The organism is Streptomyces sp. NPDC002698, assembly GCF_042888945.1.
Lineage (GTDB): Bacteria > Actinomycetota > Actinomycetes > Streptomycetales > Streptomycetaceae > Streptomyces.
In genome coordinates, this window is sequence record NZ_JBIAQM010000002.1 from 424,716 (window position 1) to 440,823 (window position 16,108).

General features: G+C 70.8%; 16 protein-coding genes. 5 read left to right on the top strand and 11 right to left on the bottom strand.

Features of this window, described 5'->3' with window-relative positions; all coding sequences use genetic code 11:
• Positions 1 to 248 precede the first annotated feature (248 nt).
• From ACFYW9_RS04265 to ACFYW9_RS04275, 3 genes are all read left to right on the top strand, one after another.
• Entirely contained in the window at positions 249 to 620 is a 372-nt protein-coding gene (locus tag ACFYW9_RS04265; RefSeq protein WP_351861045.1) for an OB-fold domain-containing protein, read from the top strand.
• Between the two features lie 172 nt (positions 621 to 792).
• On the top strand, positions 793 to 1,956 hold the full coding sequence (locus tag ACFYW9_RS04270) for a 4-hydroxybenzoate 3-monooxygenase (protein WP_389144802.1): 1,164 nt from the start codon (positions 793 to 795) through the stop codon (positions 1,954 to 1,956).
• A 271-nt stretch (positions 1,957 to 2,227) separates the two neighbouring features.
• On the top strand, positions 2,228 to 3,937 hold the full coding sequence (locus tag ACFYW9_RS04275; protein ID WP_389144499.1) for a methyltransferase: 1,710 nt from the start codon (positions 2,228 to 2,230) through the stop codon (positions 3,935 to 3,937).
• 73 nt (positions 3,938 to 4,010) lie between these two features.
• Here the strand turns inward: ACFYW9_RS04275 and ACFYW9_RS04280 are convergent, their stop codons facing one another.
• From ACFYW9_RS04280 to ACFYW9_RS04295, 4 genes are all read right to left on the bottom strand, one after another.
• On the bottom strand, positions 4,011 to 4,817 hold the full coding sequence (locus ACFYW9_RS04280; protein ID WP_389144502.1) for a pectate lyase: 807 nt from the start codon (positions 4,815 to 4,817) through the stop codon (positions 4,011 to 4,013).
• A gap of 38 nt (positions 4,818 to 4,855) precedes the next feature.
• On the bottom strand, positions 4,856 to 5,833 hold the full coding sequence (locus tag ACFYW9_RS04285) for a polysaccharide lyase family 1 protein (RefSeq protein WP_389144505.1): 978 nt from the start codon (positions 5,831 to 5,833) through the stop codon (positions 4,856 to 4,858).
• A gap of 377 nt (positions 5,834 to 6,210) precedes the next feature.
• The gene (locus ACFYW9_RS04290) at positions 6,211 to 6,597 is read right to left on the bottom strand and encodes a PPOX class F420-dependent oxidoreductase (protein ID WP_351860889.1); all 387 of its coding nucleotides are present in this window, start codon (positions 6,595 to 6,597) and stop codon (positions 6,211 to 6,213) included.
• Positions 6,598 to 6,652: 55 nt separating this feature from the next.
• Complete coding sequence (locus tag ACFYW9_RS04295) at positions 6,653 to 7,288, bottom strand: HAD family acid phosphatase (RefSeq protein ID WP_389144508.1); 636 nt, start codon at positions 7,286 to 7,288, stop codon at positions 6,653 to 6,655.
• Between the two features lie 257 nt (positions 7,289 to 7,545).
• Here ACFYW9_RS04295 and ACFYW9_RS04300 point away from each other — a divergent pair, with 257 nt between their 5' ends.
• Together ACFYW9_RS04300 and ACFYW9_RS04305 are read left to right on the top strand one after the other, a co-directional pair.
• Positions 7,546 to 8,898: an NAD(P)/FAD-dependent oxidoreductase gene (locus tag ACFYW9_RS04300; RefSeq protein WP_389144511.1), complete on the top strand. Its 1,353-nt coding sequence runs from the start codon at positions 7,546 to 7,548 to the stop codon at positions 8,896 to 8,898.
• Between the two features lie 347 nt (positions 8,899 to 9,245).
• Positions 9,246 to 10,631, top strand: a complete 1,386-nt coding sequence (locus ACFYW9_RS04305) for a S1 family peptidase (protein WP_389144514.1) — start codon at positions 9,246 to 9,248, stop codon at positions 10,629 to 10,631.
• Between the two features lie 78 nt (positions 10,632 to 10,709).
• Here the strand turns inward: ACFYW9_RS04305 and ACFYW9_RS04310 are convergent, their stop codons facing one another.
• The 7 genes from ACFYW9_RS04310 to ACFYW9_RS04340 form a co-directional block, all read right to left on the bottom strand.
• Entirely contained in the window at positions 10,710 to 10,901 is a 192-nt protein-coding gene (locus ACFYW9_RS04310) for a hypothetical protein (RefSeq protein ID WP_326783913.1), read from the bottom strand.
• Between the two features lie 71 nt (positions 10,902 to 10,972).
• Entirely contained in the window at positions 10,973 to 11,668 is a 696-nt protein-coding gene (locus ACFYW9_RS04315) for a L,D-transpeptidase (protein WP_351860897.1), read from the bottom strand.
• 213 nt (positions 11,669 to 11,881) lie between these two features.
• Positions 11,882 to 12,235, bottom strand: a complete 354-nt coding sequence (locus ACFYW9_RS04320; RefSeq protein ID WP_351860899.1) for a VOC family protein — start codon at positions 12,233 to 12,235, stop codon at positions 11,882 to 11,884.
• Between the two features lie 58 nt (positions 12,236 to 12,293).
• On the bottom strand, positions 12,294 to 13,112 hold the full coding sequence (locus tag ACFYW9_RS04325) for an SDR family NAD(P)-dependent oxidoreductase (RefSeq protein WP_389144519.1): 819 nt from the start codon (positions 13,110 to 13,112) through the stop codon (positions 12,294 to 12,296).
• A gap of 61 nt (positions 13,113 to 13,173) precedes the next feature.
• Complete coding sequence (locus ACFYW9_RS04330; protein ID WP_389144522.1) at positions 13,174 to 14,100, bottom strand: SDR family oxidoreductase; 927 nt, start codon at positions 14,098 to 14,100, stop codon at positions 13,174 to 13,176.
• 157 nt (positions 14,101 to 14,257) lie between these two features.
• A complete protein-coding gene (locus tag ACFYW9_RS04335; protein ID WP_389144525.1) occupies positions 14,258 to 14,887 on the bottom strand; it encodes an MBL fold metallo-hydrolase in 630 nt (209 codons plus the stop codon).
• On the bottom strand, positions 14,887 to 15,972 hold the full coding sequence (locus tag ACFYW9_RS04340; protein WP_351860907.1) for an S-(hydroxymethyl)mycothiol dehydrogenase: 1,086 nt from the start codon (positions 15,970 to 15,972) through the stop codon (positions 14,887 to 14,889). The genes ACFYW9_RS04335 and ACFYW9_RS04340 overlap by 1 nt, the downstream gene beginning before the upstream one ends.
• Positions 15,973 to 16,108 lie beyond the last annotated feature (136 nt).

Sequence of the window (16,108 nt, forward strand, 5' to 3'; positions counted from 1 at the left end):
TCGGCCTTCGCGCGGAATTGAGCGCGGATCGGCCGCCCGCACCCTTCTTCACGGAAGGTACGGAGTTTCATTTGGAAGGTACGGAGTACTTTACGAGGTGGCACTCAGTGCCATAACCTGTGGTCGTGCACGGCGATCCGCGCACATCAGATTCCGGCCGAGCGCAGGGAGATGACATCGTGTATTACCCAGGAATCGCCCTTCACCCGGGCCTGAACGCCTCGGCGGACGTGCTCGACGCGGGATCCGTGGAACGCCTCGACACCGCTTCGGCGCAACGCCCCGGGGACGTACTGCTCTTCCAGCGGTGCCACTGGTGCGCCACCGCCATGTACAACCGCCTTCTCTGTCCCGTGTGCGCGGGCAGCGACCTGCGTACGGAGGCGAGCGCGGGCACGGGCGTCGTGCGCCACTCCACGGTGATCCACCGCAACACCCCGGCCGCCCGCAACGTCTCCCTGATCGAGATGGCGGAGGGCTTCACGGTCCGGGGCCGGGTCATGGGTGCGCCCGCCACCATCCACAGCGGCGACCGGGTCCAGCTCTCCACCGCCCAGGACCCGGTGCGCCGGCAGCCGGTGTTCCAGCTCGTCGACGGCCCGTACAGCGCCTGGAGCTGACGGCCCACCTGGCGACGGCAGGACCCGGAGCCCGCCTCCAGCGGTGATCTCTTTGTCGTTCGGGCCTGGCATTCAGGTGATTTCGGTACGAGCGGAGATTTGACGCTCCTTAGTATCGGGTTCCGTGACAGACCGGAACAGTCAGCGGCGACCGGCCGGCCGTACGACCGATGTGCTCGTCCTCGGGGCCGGTCCGGCCGGGCTCGTGCTCGGCAACATCCTCGTGGACCGCGGGATCGACTGCGTCGTCCTGGAGCGGGCCGAGCGCGCGCACGTACAGACGCGGGCACGTGCCGGGTTCCTGGCCGCCAGCGCCGTACGGATCCTGGACCGGCACGGTCTCGCCGAGGGGTTGCACCGGCGCGGGCGGCTCCACAGCACCTGCGAGTTCCGTACCGAGGACGGCCGGTTCCGTCTTGACTACAGCGGTCTCGGACGGCGGGAGCGGCACACCGTATACCCCCAACAGGAGCTGGTGACAGACCTGTTGGCGCGGTTCCTGGAACGCGGCGGACAGATCCGTTTCGGCACCGAGGCCGTGACCGTGCGCGGCGCCGACGGCGAACGGCCCGAGGTGGCCGTGCGCGAGGCCGACGGACGGCCCGGACTGTGGCGGGCGCGGTACGTGGCCGGCTGCGACGGCCGGCACGGCGCGGCCCGGCGTTCCCTGCCGGCCGGCACGGTCCGCCACCACCGCGATCACGGCGTGACCTGGCTCGGTCTGCTCGCCGAGGCACCGCCCAGTCTGGACGCCGTCGGATACGCGGTGCACGAGCGCGGGTTCGCCGGGCACATGGCCCGCACCAGCGAGGTCACCCGCTACTACCTGCAGTGCGAGCGCGGCACCCGGGCCGACACCTGGTCCGACGAGCGGATCTGGGACGAGCTGGAGCTGCGGATGCGGGCGCGGGACTTCGGCCCGCTGCGCCGCGGGCGCGTCGTACAGCGTTCCGTCGTCGGCCTGGAGTCCGACGTGCTCGAACCGCTGCGCCACGGCGCGCTGTTCCTCGTGGGCGACGCCGCCGCCCTGATCAGCCCGTCCGCCGCGAAGGGCGCCAATCTCGCGGTCCTCGGAGCGTCGGTCCTGGCCCGCGCCCTGATCGACGACCTCACCGCCCAAAACCCCGAGGGCCTCGACGCCTACTCGGCGCGGTGTCTGACGCACATCTGGCGTGCGCAGGAGTTCTCCCACTGGATGATCGGGCTGCTGCACGGCCCGTCCGGCGCGGACGGCGAGTCACTGTTCCACAACTCCCTGCGCCGGTCCCGCCTCACCTCGCTGCGCACCTCGCGCAGCCACCAGGACTGGTTCGCCGAGCACTACGTCGGCCTCTAGTGCCGTGTCAGTCAAGGTTTGCCCCCTCGAGGAGCGGCGTCCGGTGCGTGCTCTCGGCGTGCCGGCCGGAAGTCCTCGTACTGGACGTACTTGGGCTTTCGGCCGGTGCGGCGAGTGGGGGTGCCCCCTGCTCGGAGAGCTTGGGGGAGCGTGCCGGGCGTCGCGACGGGGCGAACCTTGGCTGACGCGGCACTAGCCGCCCATGTCCCCGACGCGCCCCTCGTCCATCCGAACGCGTACATCCGAACCCCGGAATGAGGATCCCTCCACAGTGATCACGGCATTGTCGGGCGAAACGTCCCGCCTGCGCGCGACGGTCGACTTCGTCAAGCAACAGGACACCGCCACACTGCTCCCGCTCCTGCTCCCCGGGCTCGACGGCCCGGAGCTGCGGAGCCTGGTGGAGCGCTGCGCCTTCTCGCATGCGGCACTGCTCGTCCTCCCGGCCGACGAGGAGGCGCTGAACGCCACGCTGGCCGACTGCGGGCTCGTCGTGGACGCGCCGCCGCGGCCGAGCGTCGTCGTGCGCGAGCGTCTCGCCGTACGGCACAAGCGGTCCGCGGCGCAGCTCGACGTCGGCGTTCTGCGTCCCTCGGTGGAGTGCCTGGACGGGGTCCGGCGCATGGTCGAGGTGTTCACCCTGACCGTGCCGCCGGGATCGGACCTCGAAACGGTCGCCGCGCACGAACGGGAGCGGCAGCACGAGGCGCATGTCGCCTTCGAGGTCGGGGAACCGGACCCGTTGGTGCTGCGCGGGCTGTGCGCGGCCTTCGGACGGTACGGCGCCACCTCCGACGGCGGCGGCTACAACCCGCACGAGAACGGCACGGTGTTCTACTTCGGCGCGCCCGCCGAGGCCAAGGCCGGATACCGGCGCGTGGAGCTGTACGTTCCCGGCGACCACCGCGACGTCCTCGCCGCCCACCTCGACGCATGGCGCGGGCGTCAACCCGCCGAGACCCTGCTGCGCCTGCTGACCGGGGCGTGGACGACGCAGGCGCTGGCCGCGTTCGCACGGCTGGAGGTCGCCGAGGCGATGGACGAGGAGCGGGGCGTCGGCGTGGCGGAGCTGGCGCGGGCCGTCGGCGCCCTCGAGCCGAACCTGGCCACCCTGCTGCGCTACCTCACCATGCTCGGCGTGGTGCGCGAGGACCGCGACGGTTTCCGGCTCACGGACACCGGCGGGCTGCTGCGCGCGGACGCCGAGGGGTCGATGCGGGCGCTGGCGCTGATGTACGGGGGTCCGTTCTACGAGTCCTTCGCCGGGCTCGATCACACCGTGCGCACCGGACAGGTCGCCTTCGAGCGGCGCTTCGGCGAGAACCACTTCGACCACTTCGCCCGCGATCCCGAACTCGCCGGCCTCTTCGACCGGTCGATGGCCGCCGGTTCACGGATGTTCGACCCGCTGCCCGCCCACCCGGTCCTGCTGGCGGCGGCCGACGGGGCCACCGTGGTCGACATCGCCGGCGGCAACGGGGAACTGCTCGGCCGGATCCTTTCCGCGCACCCTCGCCTGCACGGCCTCCTGCTGGAGCGCCCGCACACCGTCGAGGCCGCCCGCCGTCTCCTCGGCGCGGCCGGCCACACGGCGCGGTGCACCTTCCGGGCGGGCGACTTCGCGGACGTACCCGCGGGCGGCGACGTCTACGTCCTGTCCCGCGTCCTGCACGACTGGGACGACGACCGCTGCCGCGAGATCCTGCGCCACTGCGCCCGCGCGATGCACGAGAGCGCCGACCTGCTCGTCGTCGAACGGGTCCTGCCCGCCGACGGCTCGGCCTCGCTGGCCACGGCCTGGGACCTGCACATGATGTGCAACGTCGGCGGCCGGGAACGGCGCGCCGACCACTACGCCCGGCTCTTCGCCGACGCGGGCCTCACCCTGGTGGGCCGGACACCGCTGCCCCTGGACGGCAGCGTGCTGCACGTCCGCAGGATGGGGCCGGCACACGCGGCGTCCGGGCTCCAGGTGTACTGACCCGCTGGGTTGTCGACGCGGCTGAACGAACCGGCGTACGAGGCCGGTCCGTTCAGCCGCCGGGCGACGGCCGTCAGCCGTAGGTGATGTCGGACGTCGCGTACTTGCAGTAGGTGCTGTCGGGGCCGCTGCCGTTCGTGGTCGGCTCCGCCCCGGTGTTGTTGCCTGTGTACTTCTGGCAGGGGACGATCTTCTTGCTGCTGTCCCCGACGATCCTGATGGACTTCAGGGTCGCGCTGTCGCCGTAGTTGGTGTTGATGCCGACGAGCCTGCTTCCCTTGTAGGTCGCCTCGATGGTGTTGAGATTGATCGTCCGCTTGTACTGCGTCTTGCAGTTGCCGCAGGATCGGACGAACGTGCCGAAGGTCTTCACCGCGAAGTTCGACACGTTCAGCGTTCCGGCGCCGTTGAACTGGAACACCTTGTCACTGGCCTCCTTCGCGCCGCCGCCGCTGACGGTGTAGACGTTGGACGACGAGGAGCCGAGGAACGTCGCCGCGTCCTCGCCGACGTCCTCCCACCAGACGTTCTGGAGCGTGCAACTGCCCAGGCAGTGGATGCCGTCGGCGGCGGGCGCGCCGATGATGACGTTCTTCAGGACGGTGCCCGCCGCCAGTTCCAGGATCGGCCCCTGGTCCTCGTCCTGGCTGTCCGAGCCCAGGTCACCGGTGCCGTAGAGACGCTTCATCCCGTAGTCCTTGGTACCGGAGACCGAGATGGTGGAGGAGACGGCCTGACTGCCCGTCGCGGTGGGCCAGGTGGCGGCGCTCGCCGGTGTCAGAGCACCGTCGGCCATCACCATGGCGGCCGAGAGGCCGAGCGCGGCGAGGGTGCCGGTGAGGGTGCGCCGCCTGGCGCGCGGACGTGCTGATGACGTCATGTCCGGATGCCTTCTTCCTGTGGGGGTGGTGGGGTTCGTCAGAGCTTTCCGGTGCCCGCGCCGGACGTCACCGAGGCGACGACGGTCGAGGCCGGCTCGGCGGTGTAGCTGTAGGGCGGCTTCGTGAACGTGCCGACCTGCGAGATCTCGGTCGCGGCTCCGCCGAGATCGTTGCCGGTGAGGTTGGCGTGGCCGTCCACGTCGCTGTCGCGGTTCGTGGTGACGGCGACGGCCGTGCTCCGGAACACGTTGTTCTCCACGAGCATCTGGGCGCCCATGCGGGAGTGCACCGCGGTGTCGGCGCCGACGACGTAGTTGTCGTAGACGTGCCCGGTGCCGAAACGCAGGCTGGGGATGCGGGAGTTGACGTTGTTGAACCAGTTGTGGTGGTACGTCACCCGCAAGTGCCCGGTGTCCTCACTGGTGTTGCTGTCGCTGTGGCCGACGAGCGAGCCCTTGTAGTGGTCCTTGAAGGTGTTCCAGGAGACGGTGACGTAGTCGGAGGCGTGGGTGATGTCGAGCAGGCCGTCGTAGTAGTCCTTGCCGTGGTCGCGGTCCGACGAGAAGGCGTTGTGGTCGATCCACACCTTCGTCGAGGCCTGCACGGTGATCCCGTCGGCGGGCGCGACCGGCTTGCTGATGTTCAGGTTGCGGACGACGACGTTGGTGACCTTCTTCAGGCGCAGTCCGCCGCCGGTGAACCCGGACGCCGAACCGACGCCCAGGACCGTGGTGTTGGAGCCGATGTCGACCTGACCGCTGAGCGGGATCAGGCCGCTGACCTTCACGACCTTGGCCGCGTCGCCGGTGACGGCGGTCTTGAAGGCGGCGAGTGTCGTGACGGTGACGGCGGTCGCGCCGCCGCCACCGGTGGTCCCGGCACCGAAGCCGACCGGCGCGGTCTCGGCGGCTCCGGCCGGCTGCGGCAGTACGAGTGCCGTGGCGACCGCCAGGGTGGCGGCCCCGGCCGTCAGCAGGGCCGGGCGGGAACGCTTGCGTGGGGGGAGCGTACGCATACGGGTGTGTCCCTTCAGAGGCGACTCTGGACATGTACACGGATGCCGTACCTGTATCTGAACAACGCGGAGTGTGCGGCATGCCGTTCACGGACCTGAAGCGAGCTGGATACGACGACTTGCCCTGGTGGTGCGGCTCGGAGATCTGATGTCTCGTATACGAGATGTCACACACGGGTCACGCTGCTGAACGGGAACGTAAACGGTAAGCGCTTTCTAGTCAACGCTTCCGACAGCACTCGTCCGGCCGGCTCCCGTATCAGCCGCGAACCCACGCCGCCGTGGAAGACGGGGCGGGCATGCGAAAGGGAGGGCGCCCTCGGCGCCCTCCCGGGATACGGCACACGGCTCGAAAGCCGTCCTCACGACGGACTACGTCACTGGGACAGGGTGATACGGATGCCGACCGTGCCGCTCTCGCCGCGGCGCAGGCGGCTGCCGAGCAGGGTGAGACGGCCCGTCACGCCGTACTTGCGGGCGATGAGCTTCCGGTAGCGGGCCGTCTCCGCCGCGTCGACGATCTCGGCCGTGCCGGGAACCGGCTCCCCCGTCGGCCTGCCGCGCACGTCGCACGGACCGACCAGGACATCGGCACGGTTGCGGATGCGCTTCACCTTCCAGCTGTCCGCGACGGTCCAGGCGCCCAGCGCCGTCCCGTCCCGCACCACCCACACGGGCGTGGCGACCCCCGTGCCGTTCTTGCGATAGCTGGTGATCAGCAGGTACTTGCCCGATCCCAGCGCGTCCAGCGAGGCCTCGTCCATGGCGGAAGTGTATGCGGGACGGTCCACGGCCCCCTCGGCGCCGGAGCCGTCCGGGTCAGGACAGCTCGCCGTCGTAGTCCGGCAGCTTGAACGTGCGCTCCGCGTGGCCGCCGACCAGGTCGGTGGTGTTGTTGCCGATGTTGGCGATGATCGTGTAGCCGCGGGACTCGATCTCCGCGCGCTTGCCGGTCTTGTAGGCGCCGACCTCACCGAACAGGTCCGGCAGATCCCGCACGTAGAGTCCGTCCACCGGGTAGCCGACGCACTTCAGGTTCCACTTCGTCTCACTGGCGATGATGCCCGGACGCGCGGTCACGAAGAACACGGCCACGCCCCGGGAGTGCGCGTAGCGGGCGAGTGCGAGCGAGGCCTTGACCGCCGGGGTGGGCAGCTCGTACCAGGGGTGGAAGTCGGTCTCCAGCGTGGTGTTGTCGATGTCGAAGACGACCGCGAGCTTCTGGCCGCCGGCGTTCGCGGTGCGCTGCTCGACGTACGGCACCGCCTGGTCGATGACTGCCTGGACGTCGTTCTGCCAGGTGGCGTAGTCGACACCGGCCGTCACGGAGGCACTGGCGACCGTCCGGGCCGGGGCCGCGACGGCGGACCCGGCCGCGGTGGCCGTCCCCCCGATCCCGAGCGCCACGACCGCCGACACCACACCTATCCGCCGCACCACACCATGTCGCGTCATGCCTGTCCCCTTGTCACATCTGTCGGTCGGAGTGCGCGAGTTGGTCGAACCCGCGCATCGAGACGGCGACAGTGCCTGGGACTGCCGCCGTGGCGGAAATGATCCTGGCAGCGCGTGTACGGAGGGGGAAGAGGTAGTTACTGATCGGTAGAGATCGTGCTTCGCGCGCTTCGGGGTACCCGCCGTGCTGTGGCACGTGTCCGCGGCCCGTGTGAGCCTGGGCTCGCGGCTGGCACCAGTGGAAAGAGGCTGCTCTGATGCAAGGACCGAACATCGTCATCGTCGGCGCGGGTTTCGCCGGGGTCGAGGCCGCCAGAAGCCTGGAACGGACGCTCACCCCCGGCGAGGCCAGGGTCACCCTGATCAGCCCCACCGACTATCAGCTCTACCTGCCGCTGCTGCCCCATGTCGCCGCCGGTGTCGTCACACCTCAGTCCGTCGCGCCCTCGCTGCGCCGGATCCTGCCCCGCACCGCGCTGGTGCCGGGCGGAGTGATCGGTGTCGACCCGGAAGCCAAGGTGTGCGTGGTCCGGAAGATCACCGGAGACCTCGTCGATCTGCGCTACGACTACCTGGTGCTCACTCCGGGAAGCGTGACCCGCACCTTCGACATCCCCGGGCTGGCGGAGGAGGCGCGCGGGATGAAGACGCTCGCCCAGGCCGTGTACCTGCGCGACCACGTGATCGCCCAACTCGACCTGGCGGCGGCCACGTCGGACTACGACGAGCAGGCCGCGCGGCTCCAGTTCGTGGTGGTCGGCGGCGGGTACGCGGGCACCGAGACGGCGGCCTGTCTCCAGCGCCTGACCACCGCGGCGGCACGGCGCTACCACCCCCGTATCGACCCCGGTCTCATCAAGTGGCACCTGATCGACGTCGCCCCGAAGCTGCTGCCCGAACTGGGGGACAAACTGGGCGAGAGCGCGCTGCGGATGCTCGGCGAACGCGGCGTACGGATCTCGCTGGGCACCTCCGTCGCCTCCGTCACCAAGGACGAGATCACCCTCACCGACGGGCGGGTGCTGCCCTCGCGGACGCTGGTGTGGACCGCGGGCGTCGCGGCGAGTCCGCTGGTCGACTCGCTGGGCGCGGAGACGGTGCGCGGACGGCTCGTCACCGAGCCCGACTTCAGGGTGCCGGGAGTCGACGGGGTGTTCGCGCTGGGCGACGCGGCGGCGGTGCCCGACCTGGCCAAGGGCGACGGCTCCGCCTGCCCGCCGACCGCCCAGCACGCGGCCCGGCAGGGCCGGCACGCGGCCAAGGTCCTCGCGGCGAAGCTGCGCGGTGAGCCCACCCTGCCGTACCGGCACAAGGACCTCGGTCTGGTCGTCGACCTCGGCGGCCACGACGCCGTGTCCAAACCGCTCGGCATCGGCCTCAAGGGCGCGCCCGCACAGCTCGTGGCCCGCGGATACCACCTGTACGCCCTGCGCACGGGCGCCGCCCGGTTCCGTACGGGTGCCAACTGGCTGCTCAACGCCGTCGCGGGCGACGACTTCGTCCGCACCGGCTTCCTCGCGGACCGCAAGGGAACCCTGCGGGACTTCGAACGGACGGATGTGTACCTGAGCCGGGCCGAGGTGGCCGCCCGGACCCGTACGGGCGTCTAGGACCCGGCGCCCCCTCCTGCGGTCGGACGGGGTCCGGCCCTCTCCTCGGACAGGAACGGGCCCTCTCCTCGGACAGGGCCCGTTCCTCCCGTCGGACGGCGGCGCGCTCCGGCCGTCTCAGCACCCTTCGGAGTGCGGCGACTTCGGCGGCCCGAAGCCAGGGCCGGCGTCAGAAGCGCCCGCGCGCGCTTCTGACGCCGGCCGTTCCCGACACGAACCGGCCACCTGTGCGAGAGCTCCGGAAGGCGGTGAACGCGCGGGCCGGGACGCACGTATGAGGGGAGGGCCCTCGACCGGGGCCTTCGGCGGCGGGGCCGCCGCTCCGTACGGTTTTCGGGAGCCCACGCATGAGGCACGCACGACGACGGATCGTCCAACGGGGGGCGCGCCTGGCGGCCGTCGGCGGGCTGCTCTGCGGGGGGTTCATGGTGACACGCGCCATGGCCAGCGAACCCTCCGGCGCGTCGGGCACCACGGCGAGTTCGGCGCAGGTCGCGGCGGACACGGGTGCCGGACTCGTGTCCCGGCTGGGTACCTCGCGGACGGCCGGCAACTGGATAGCCGCCGACGGACGTCCCGTCGTCGCGGTCACCGACGCGGACGCCGCGGACGCGGTGAAGCGGGCGGGCGCTCGCCCGAAGGTCGTGACGCACAGCATGCAGGACCTCAAGTCCGCGACACAGAAGCTCGGTTCGGCACCCCGCGTGCCGGGCACCGCGTGGGCGGTGGACTACACGAAGAACGAGGTGGTGGTGCAGGCCGACAGCACGGTCTCCGCCACCGACTGGTCGCGCATGACGAAACTGGCCGACGGCATCGGCGACTCGGTGCGGATGCAGCGGACCCAGGGCACGTTCACCACGCGGGTGAACGGCGCGCAGGCGATCTTCTCGACGAGCGGACGCTGCTCGGCGGGGTTCAACGTGACCAACGGGCAGAGCGAGTTCATCCTCACGGCCGGACACTGCGGCCCCGCCGGATCGGTCTGGTTCTCCGACAACACGGGCAAGCAGCAGGTGGGCCGCACGGTCACCACGGCGTTCCCCGGCAGTGACTTCTCGCTGATCCAGTACGACACCGGGCAGCAGACCTCGGCCGGGAACAACGTCGTGTCCATCGGCGGCGGCAACGGCGTACGGATCACCGGCGCCGCCGATCCGGCGGTGGGCCAGCGGGTCTTCCGCAGCGGCAGCACCAGCGGGCTGCGCGACGGCAAGGTGACCGCGCTCAACGCGACGGTCAACTACCCCGAGGGCACGGTCACCGGGCTGGTCGAGACGACGGTGTGCGCCGAACCCGGCGACAGCGGCGGCCCGTTGTTCTCCGAAGGCATCGCGCTCGGGGTGACCTCGGGCGGCAACGGGGACTGCAAGACCGGCGGTACGACGTTCTTCGAGCCCGTCACCAAGGCGCTGACGGCGCTGGGAGTGACGCTCGCGGGCCAGCCCGCGCAGGGCGCCGGTGGTGCGGCCCAGCCGTCCGTCGCCCCGTCGGCGACGGCGATGGCCTCGCAGGGAGGGGCGCCGGGTTCGGCGGCTCCGGGCGCGGTCGAGGCGGTGGGTGAGACGGGGGCGGCCGGGACGTTCGTCTCCGAGCTCACCGACCCGCAGAACGTCGGCCCCGGCCTGCTGGTCATCGGGGGAAGCGTCATCGCGCTGATGGCGACCCGGTTCATCCGCACCGAGCAGGACCGCAACGCCTACCGGCGGCAGTACTCACAGAGCTGGGGCTGAGCGGGCCGACGGAGGCCGGCGCCGAGGATTCGAGGTGAGGGCTCCCCGGGAACGGGGAGCCCTGCCGGACGTGGAGGGTCAGGCGGCCCGGGTGGCCGAGGACGACGGAGCGGCCTTCGCCCACTCCAGGACGAGACGCTGGTACTCGCGCCGCTCGTCCATGTTCAGCGACCCACCCGCCCGGAACCAGAGAGCCCGGATCTCCTCGTTGACTTCGGCAGCGGATCGCTGAGTGTCGTTGTCAAGAGTGGTGCACATGGCGTGAAGCATACGGCCCTTGACGTGAAGATGATGTGAGCAAAGACCCACGGGACGACATAACGGACCGTGAAGCTCGTCACTCACGTGCCGGGCTTGCGGCCGTACACGTAGACGTCGTCACCGTTCTTGAGCAGCGACCAGTACTTCTTGGCCGTCGTCGGGGTCATGTTGACGCAGCCGTGCGAGCCGGGCGGGTTCCACATGCTGAGGCCCACCGAGTGGAAGGCCTGACCGCCGTCGAAGAACTGGCTGTAGGGCATGGCCACGTTGTAGATGCTCGAGACGTGGTCGATGTCACGCCAGTAGACCTTCTTCAGGCCGGTACGGGTCTCGTAGCCGTCCCTGCCCGTGCGGACCGGGACCGGTCCGTAGACCAGGCGGCTGCCGTCCTGGATCCAGCTGAGCTGGAGCGTGAGGTTGACGCAGGCGATACGGCCCTTGTTCACCGGACACTTGCCGTCCCGGTTGGGATTGGTCCCCACGGCCTTCTGCTTGTTCATGAGGTCCATCACGCCCCAGGTGACGGGCCCCGCGTACCCGATGTTCGGGGTGATGCCGTGCTTGTTCTGGAAGGCCTGGATCGCCTTGCAGTCGGTGGTGGACTGCCGGCCGTCGACGGGCCGGCCGAGGAACTTCTCCACCTGCTTCTGGTACGGGCCTGCGGCCGTCGTGCAGCTCGCGGCCTGGGCGGGCGTCGCACCCAGCGCGAGGGTGAGCGGTGCCACCAGTCCGGTGAGTCCGAGCGCGACAGCTCCCCGCCTGCGTATGTCCCCCATGGCGGACCTTCCTGTTGTGTCCATCGTGTTGTCTGCCTGCTAGACCGTCCTAGAGGGTATTGCGTTGTACGACCGGTCAGACAGGTACGAAACAGTGACATTCCTCGCTGTGACGACTCCGGTCCCCCGGCGGCGACCCCGGCTTCCCGCACCTGACGCCGGAGAACTCGCGCCGGCGACGCACGGGCCACCGGGCGGTCACAGATCCTCGCGTCAGGCGGGCTGCCACAGCTCGACGCGGTTCCCTTCCGGGTCGGTGACCCAGCCGAACCGGCCGACGCCGTCCATGTCCTGGGTCTCCTCCGCCACGTCCGCTCCCCGGGCGCGCAGTTGCGCGAGCATCGCGTCCAGGTCGCGGACGCGGAAGTTGAGCATGGTCTGCTGGCCGGGGGACCCGAAGTAGTCGGTTCCGGACTCGAAGGCCGCGAACACGGTCGGCCCGGCTTCCGGGCGCCACAGGCCGTTCTCGTCGGCGTCCAGGCCCAGGCAGTCGCGGTACCACGCGCCCAGGGCCGCCGGGTCGCCGGCGCGCAGGAAGTATCCGCCGATTCCAAGCACACGTTCCATGGGGGCCATCCTGTCAGCAGGGGTCCCGGACGGACCGGCACCACACCTGTCGCCCGCTTCAGCTTCCGTCGTCGCTCCCGCCCTCGCCCTCTCCTCCGACCGTCTGCTTGAACCTCTTGTTGACGCCCAGCAGGCCGCCGTCGACACACAGGGTCGTCCCGGTGATCCAGGACGCGTCGCGCGAGGCGAGGAAGGCGACGGCGGCCGCGATGTCCTCCGGTTCGCCGACCCGGCCGAGCGGGTACAACTGCCGGGCCGCCGAGGCCAGAGCGTCCTCGTGGCCCTCCCAGGCCGTGGTACGGACCGTTCCCGGCGCCACCAGGTTGACGCGGACACCCCGGGCGGCGGCGTGGCCGGCCAGCGTGCGGGTGAGCGACATCAGTCCCGCCTTGGCCGCGCTGTAGGCGTGGTTGCCGAAGTCCTGGATGCCGTTGACGGAGCCGATGGTGACGATGGCCCCGCGGCCGGAGGCGACCAGGTGCGGGAGCGCCGCGCGGGCGCAGCGGTAGGCGCCGGTGAGGGTGACGTCGAGATCACGGGCCCATGACTCGTCGCTCTCGTCCTCGAAGAGCGGGGCGTCGGGGCTGCACCGGTAGGCGTTGTTGACCAGGACGTCGAGCGAGCCGAAGGTGTCCACGGCGTACGCCACGGCGGCCTCGACCTGGGCCCGCTGCCCCACGTCGCAGGTGAACGCCTCGGCCCGCGAGCCGAGTTCACGCAGTGCGGCGGCGGTCTTCTCGGCCTCGGCCGGGTCCACGTCGGTGACGAGGACCCGAGCGCCCTCCGCTGCCAGGCGGTGGGCGGTCGCCGCACCGATGCCGCGGGCCGCGCCCGTGATCAGAACCCCGTGTCCCTCGAAGCGCCTCATCGCAGTCATGGCTGGGAAGGTACCTCCATGATCGTGACAGCGACAGAGGACGGTCCGGACCCGCCGTCCGTCAGCGGTACCCCGTCGCGTCCGCGGGCTTCCCCTTGTCCTGCACCTCGACCATGTAGCGCCAGGCGTCCGGCCGGCTGCCGTCCCGGTCGGTGAAGCCGTACACCCGGGCGAGCTGCCCGCTGGAGAGGGACTGCCCGTTCCAGCGCGCTCGTTCGGGATCGGCGGCCAGGGCGGCGACCGCGCGCCCCACGTAGAACGGCGTCTCGGAGATGGCGAAGTGCGGCACGTTCGCCTCGGCGTCGTGCCAGTTCTCCTCGGTCACGCCGAAGGCTTCGAGCATCATCTCCGAGCGCAGCCAGCCGGGGGTGAGCGCCACGGCGGTGGCGCCGCGCGGGCCCAGTTCGTGCCCGAGGGCGAACGCCATGCGCAGGACGGCGGACTTGGCGATGTCGTAGAAGAAGGAGACCCGGTAGGTGTCCCGGTTGTACTCCGCGGTGCCGTCGGTCATCTCGACGACCAGGCCGCCCGGGGTGCGCAGCAGCAGGGGCAGCGCGTGGTGGCTGGTGATCGCGTGGGTCTCGATGGCGAGCCGGAGCATCCTGCGTCCGTTGTCGAGGTCGTGCTCCCAGACGGGCGCGTCCCACTCGAAGAGCTTCTCGGCTCCCCAGATGTCGTTGACCAGGATGTCGAGACGGCCCTGTTCGTCCGCGATCCGGGCGACGAGCCCGGCCACCTCGGCCGGGACGAGATGGTCGGCGGGGACCGCGATGCCGCGTCCGCCCGCCGCGGTGACCAGGTCCGCGGTGTCCTCGATGGTCTCCGGGCGGTCGTACTCCGAGCGCCGTTCACGGGTGCTGCGGCCGGTCACGTAGACGGTGGCGCCGGCCGCGCCCAGTTCGACGGCGATTCCGCGGCCCGCGCCCCGGGTCGCGCCCGCCACCAGCGCGACCTTGTCCCGCAGCGTGCCTTCCAGCGGCCCTGACATGTCCGACCTCCGTGCTCGTGGCGTCCACGGGCGCTCACCCGTGTGTCCCTACGAGCCTCTCCCGGAAGCCGGACATCTTCTGTCAGGTATCCGTGTGGCGGCTTCACCGTGTCGCCGCGCGTCGCGGACGGATGTCCGGCCGGCGCGGTGGCGGGCGTCAGTGGCCGCGCGCGATCCAGGTCTCCAGGTGCGGAGCCTCCGCTCCGATCGTGGTCGACTCGCCGTGGCCCGTCCGTACGACCGTGTCGGCGGGCAGGGTGAGCAGCCGGTCACGGATGGACTCGACGATCGTCGGGAAGTGGGAGTAGGACCGGCCGGTCGCTCCCGGGCCGCCCTGGAAGAGGGTGTCGCCGGAGAACAGCGTGCGAAGGCCCGGGTCGTAGAGGCAGACCGCGCCGGGGGCGTGGCCCGGGGTGTGGAGCACGGTCAGATCGGTGCCCGCGGCCTCGATCACCTGCCCGTCCTGGAGCCAGGCGTCGGGCATGCGGTCCGGGTGGGTGAGCTTCCACAGCGGCAGGTCGTCGGGGTGGAGCCAGATGGTGGCTCCGGTGCGCTCCGCCAGGGCGGGGGCGGCGTCGATGTGGTCGTTGTGGGCGTGGGTGCACACGATCCCGCGCAGGCGGCGGTCGCCCACCGCCTTCGCGATGGCGTCGGCGTCGTGGGCGGCGTCGATCACGACGGCCTCGTGGTCGTCGCCCACGATCCAGACGTTGTTGTCGACCTCCCAGGTGCCGCCGTCGAGCTCGAACGTGCCCGAGGTGACGAGGTGTTCGATGCGCGCGGCCATCAGAACACCACCACCGAGCGCAGCACGTCGCCGTGGTGCATCCGCTCGAAGGCGGCCTCGATGCCGTCCAGGGCGATCGTCTCGCTCACGAACGCGCCCAGGTCCAGGCGCCCTTGGAGGTGCAGGTCGATCAGCATCGGGAAGTCGCGGGAGGGCAGACAGTCGCCGTACCAGGACGACTTGAGGGCGCCGCCTCGGCCGAAGACGTCGATCAGGGGGAGTTCGAGCTTCATGTCGGGGGTGGGCACGCCGACGAGGACGACCGTGCCGGCGAGGTCGCGGGCGTAGAAGGCCTGCTGGTACGTCTCGGGGCGGCCCACGGCCTCGATGACGACGTCGGCGCCGAAGCCGCCGGTGAGTTCGCGGATCGCCTCGACGGGGTCGGTGGTCCGGGAGTTGACGGTGTGCGTCGCGCCGAGCTTCTCGGCGGTCGTGAGCTTGCGGTCGTCGATGTCCACGGCGATGATCTTCGCCGCGCCCGCGAGCCGGGATCCCGCGATCGCCGCGTCGCCGACGCCGCCGCAGCCGATCACGGCGACGGTGTCGCCCCGTCCGACGTTGCCCGTGTTGATGGCGGCCCCGATGCCGGCCATCACTCCGCAGCCGAGCAGTCCGGCGACCGCCGGGGAGACGGCCGGGTCGACCTTGGTGCACTGTCCGGCCGCGACCAGCGTCTTCTCGGCGAAGGCGCCGATTCCGAGGGCCGGGGACAGCTCGGTGCCGTCCTTCAGCGTCATCCTCTGCTTCGCGTTGTGGGTGTCGAAGCAGTACCAGGGGCGTCCGCGCAGACAGGCACGGCACTGTCCGCACACCGCGCGCCAGTTGAGGATCACGAAGTCGCCGGGCGCCACGTCCGTGACACCGGCGCCGACCGACTCCACGATTCCGGCCGCCTCGTGGCCGAGCAGGAACGGGAAGTCGTCGTTGATTCCGCCCTGCTTGTAGTGCAGGTCCGTGTGGCAGACCCCGCAGGCCTGGATCTTCACCACGGCCTCGCCCGGCCCCGGATCCGGCACGACGATGGTCTCGACGCGCACCGGCTCGTTCTTGCCCGGTGCGATCACGCCCCGTACTTCCTGCGCCATGTGAGTGAGCCCTTCCCTGAGTCGACGTTCCGTCAACCGACCCTACGGGGTGACGGGCCGGTAGAAGGCCAGGTGGCCGCCGCGGCCACGGTCCCGGTGCCGCGAACGGCCGACCCGTGGCGGACGGCGGCGCCCC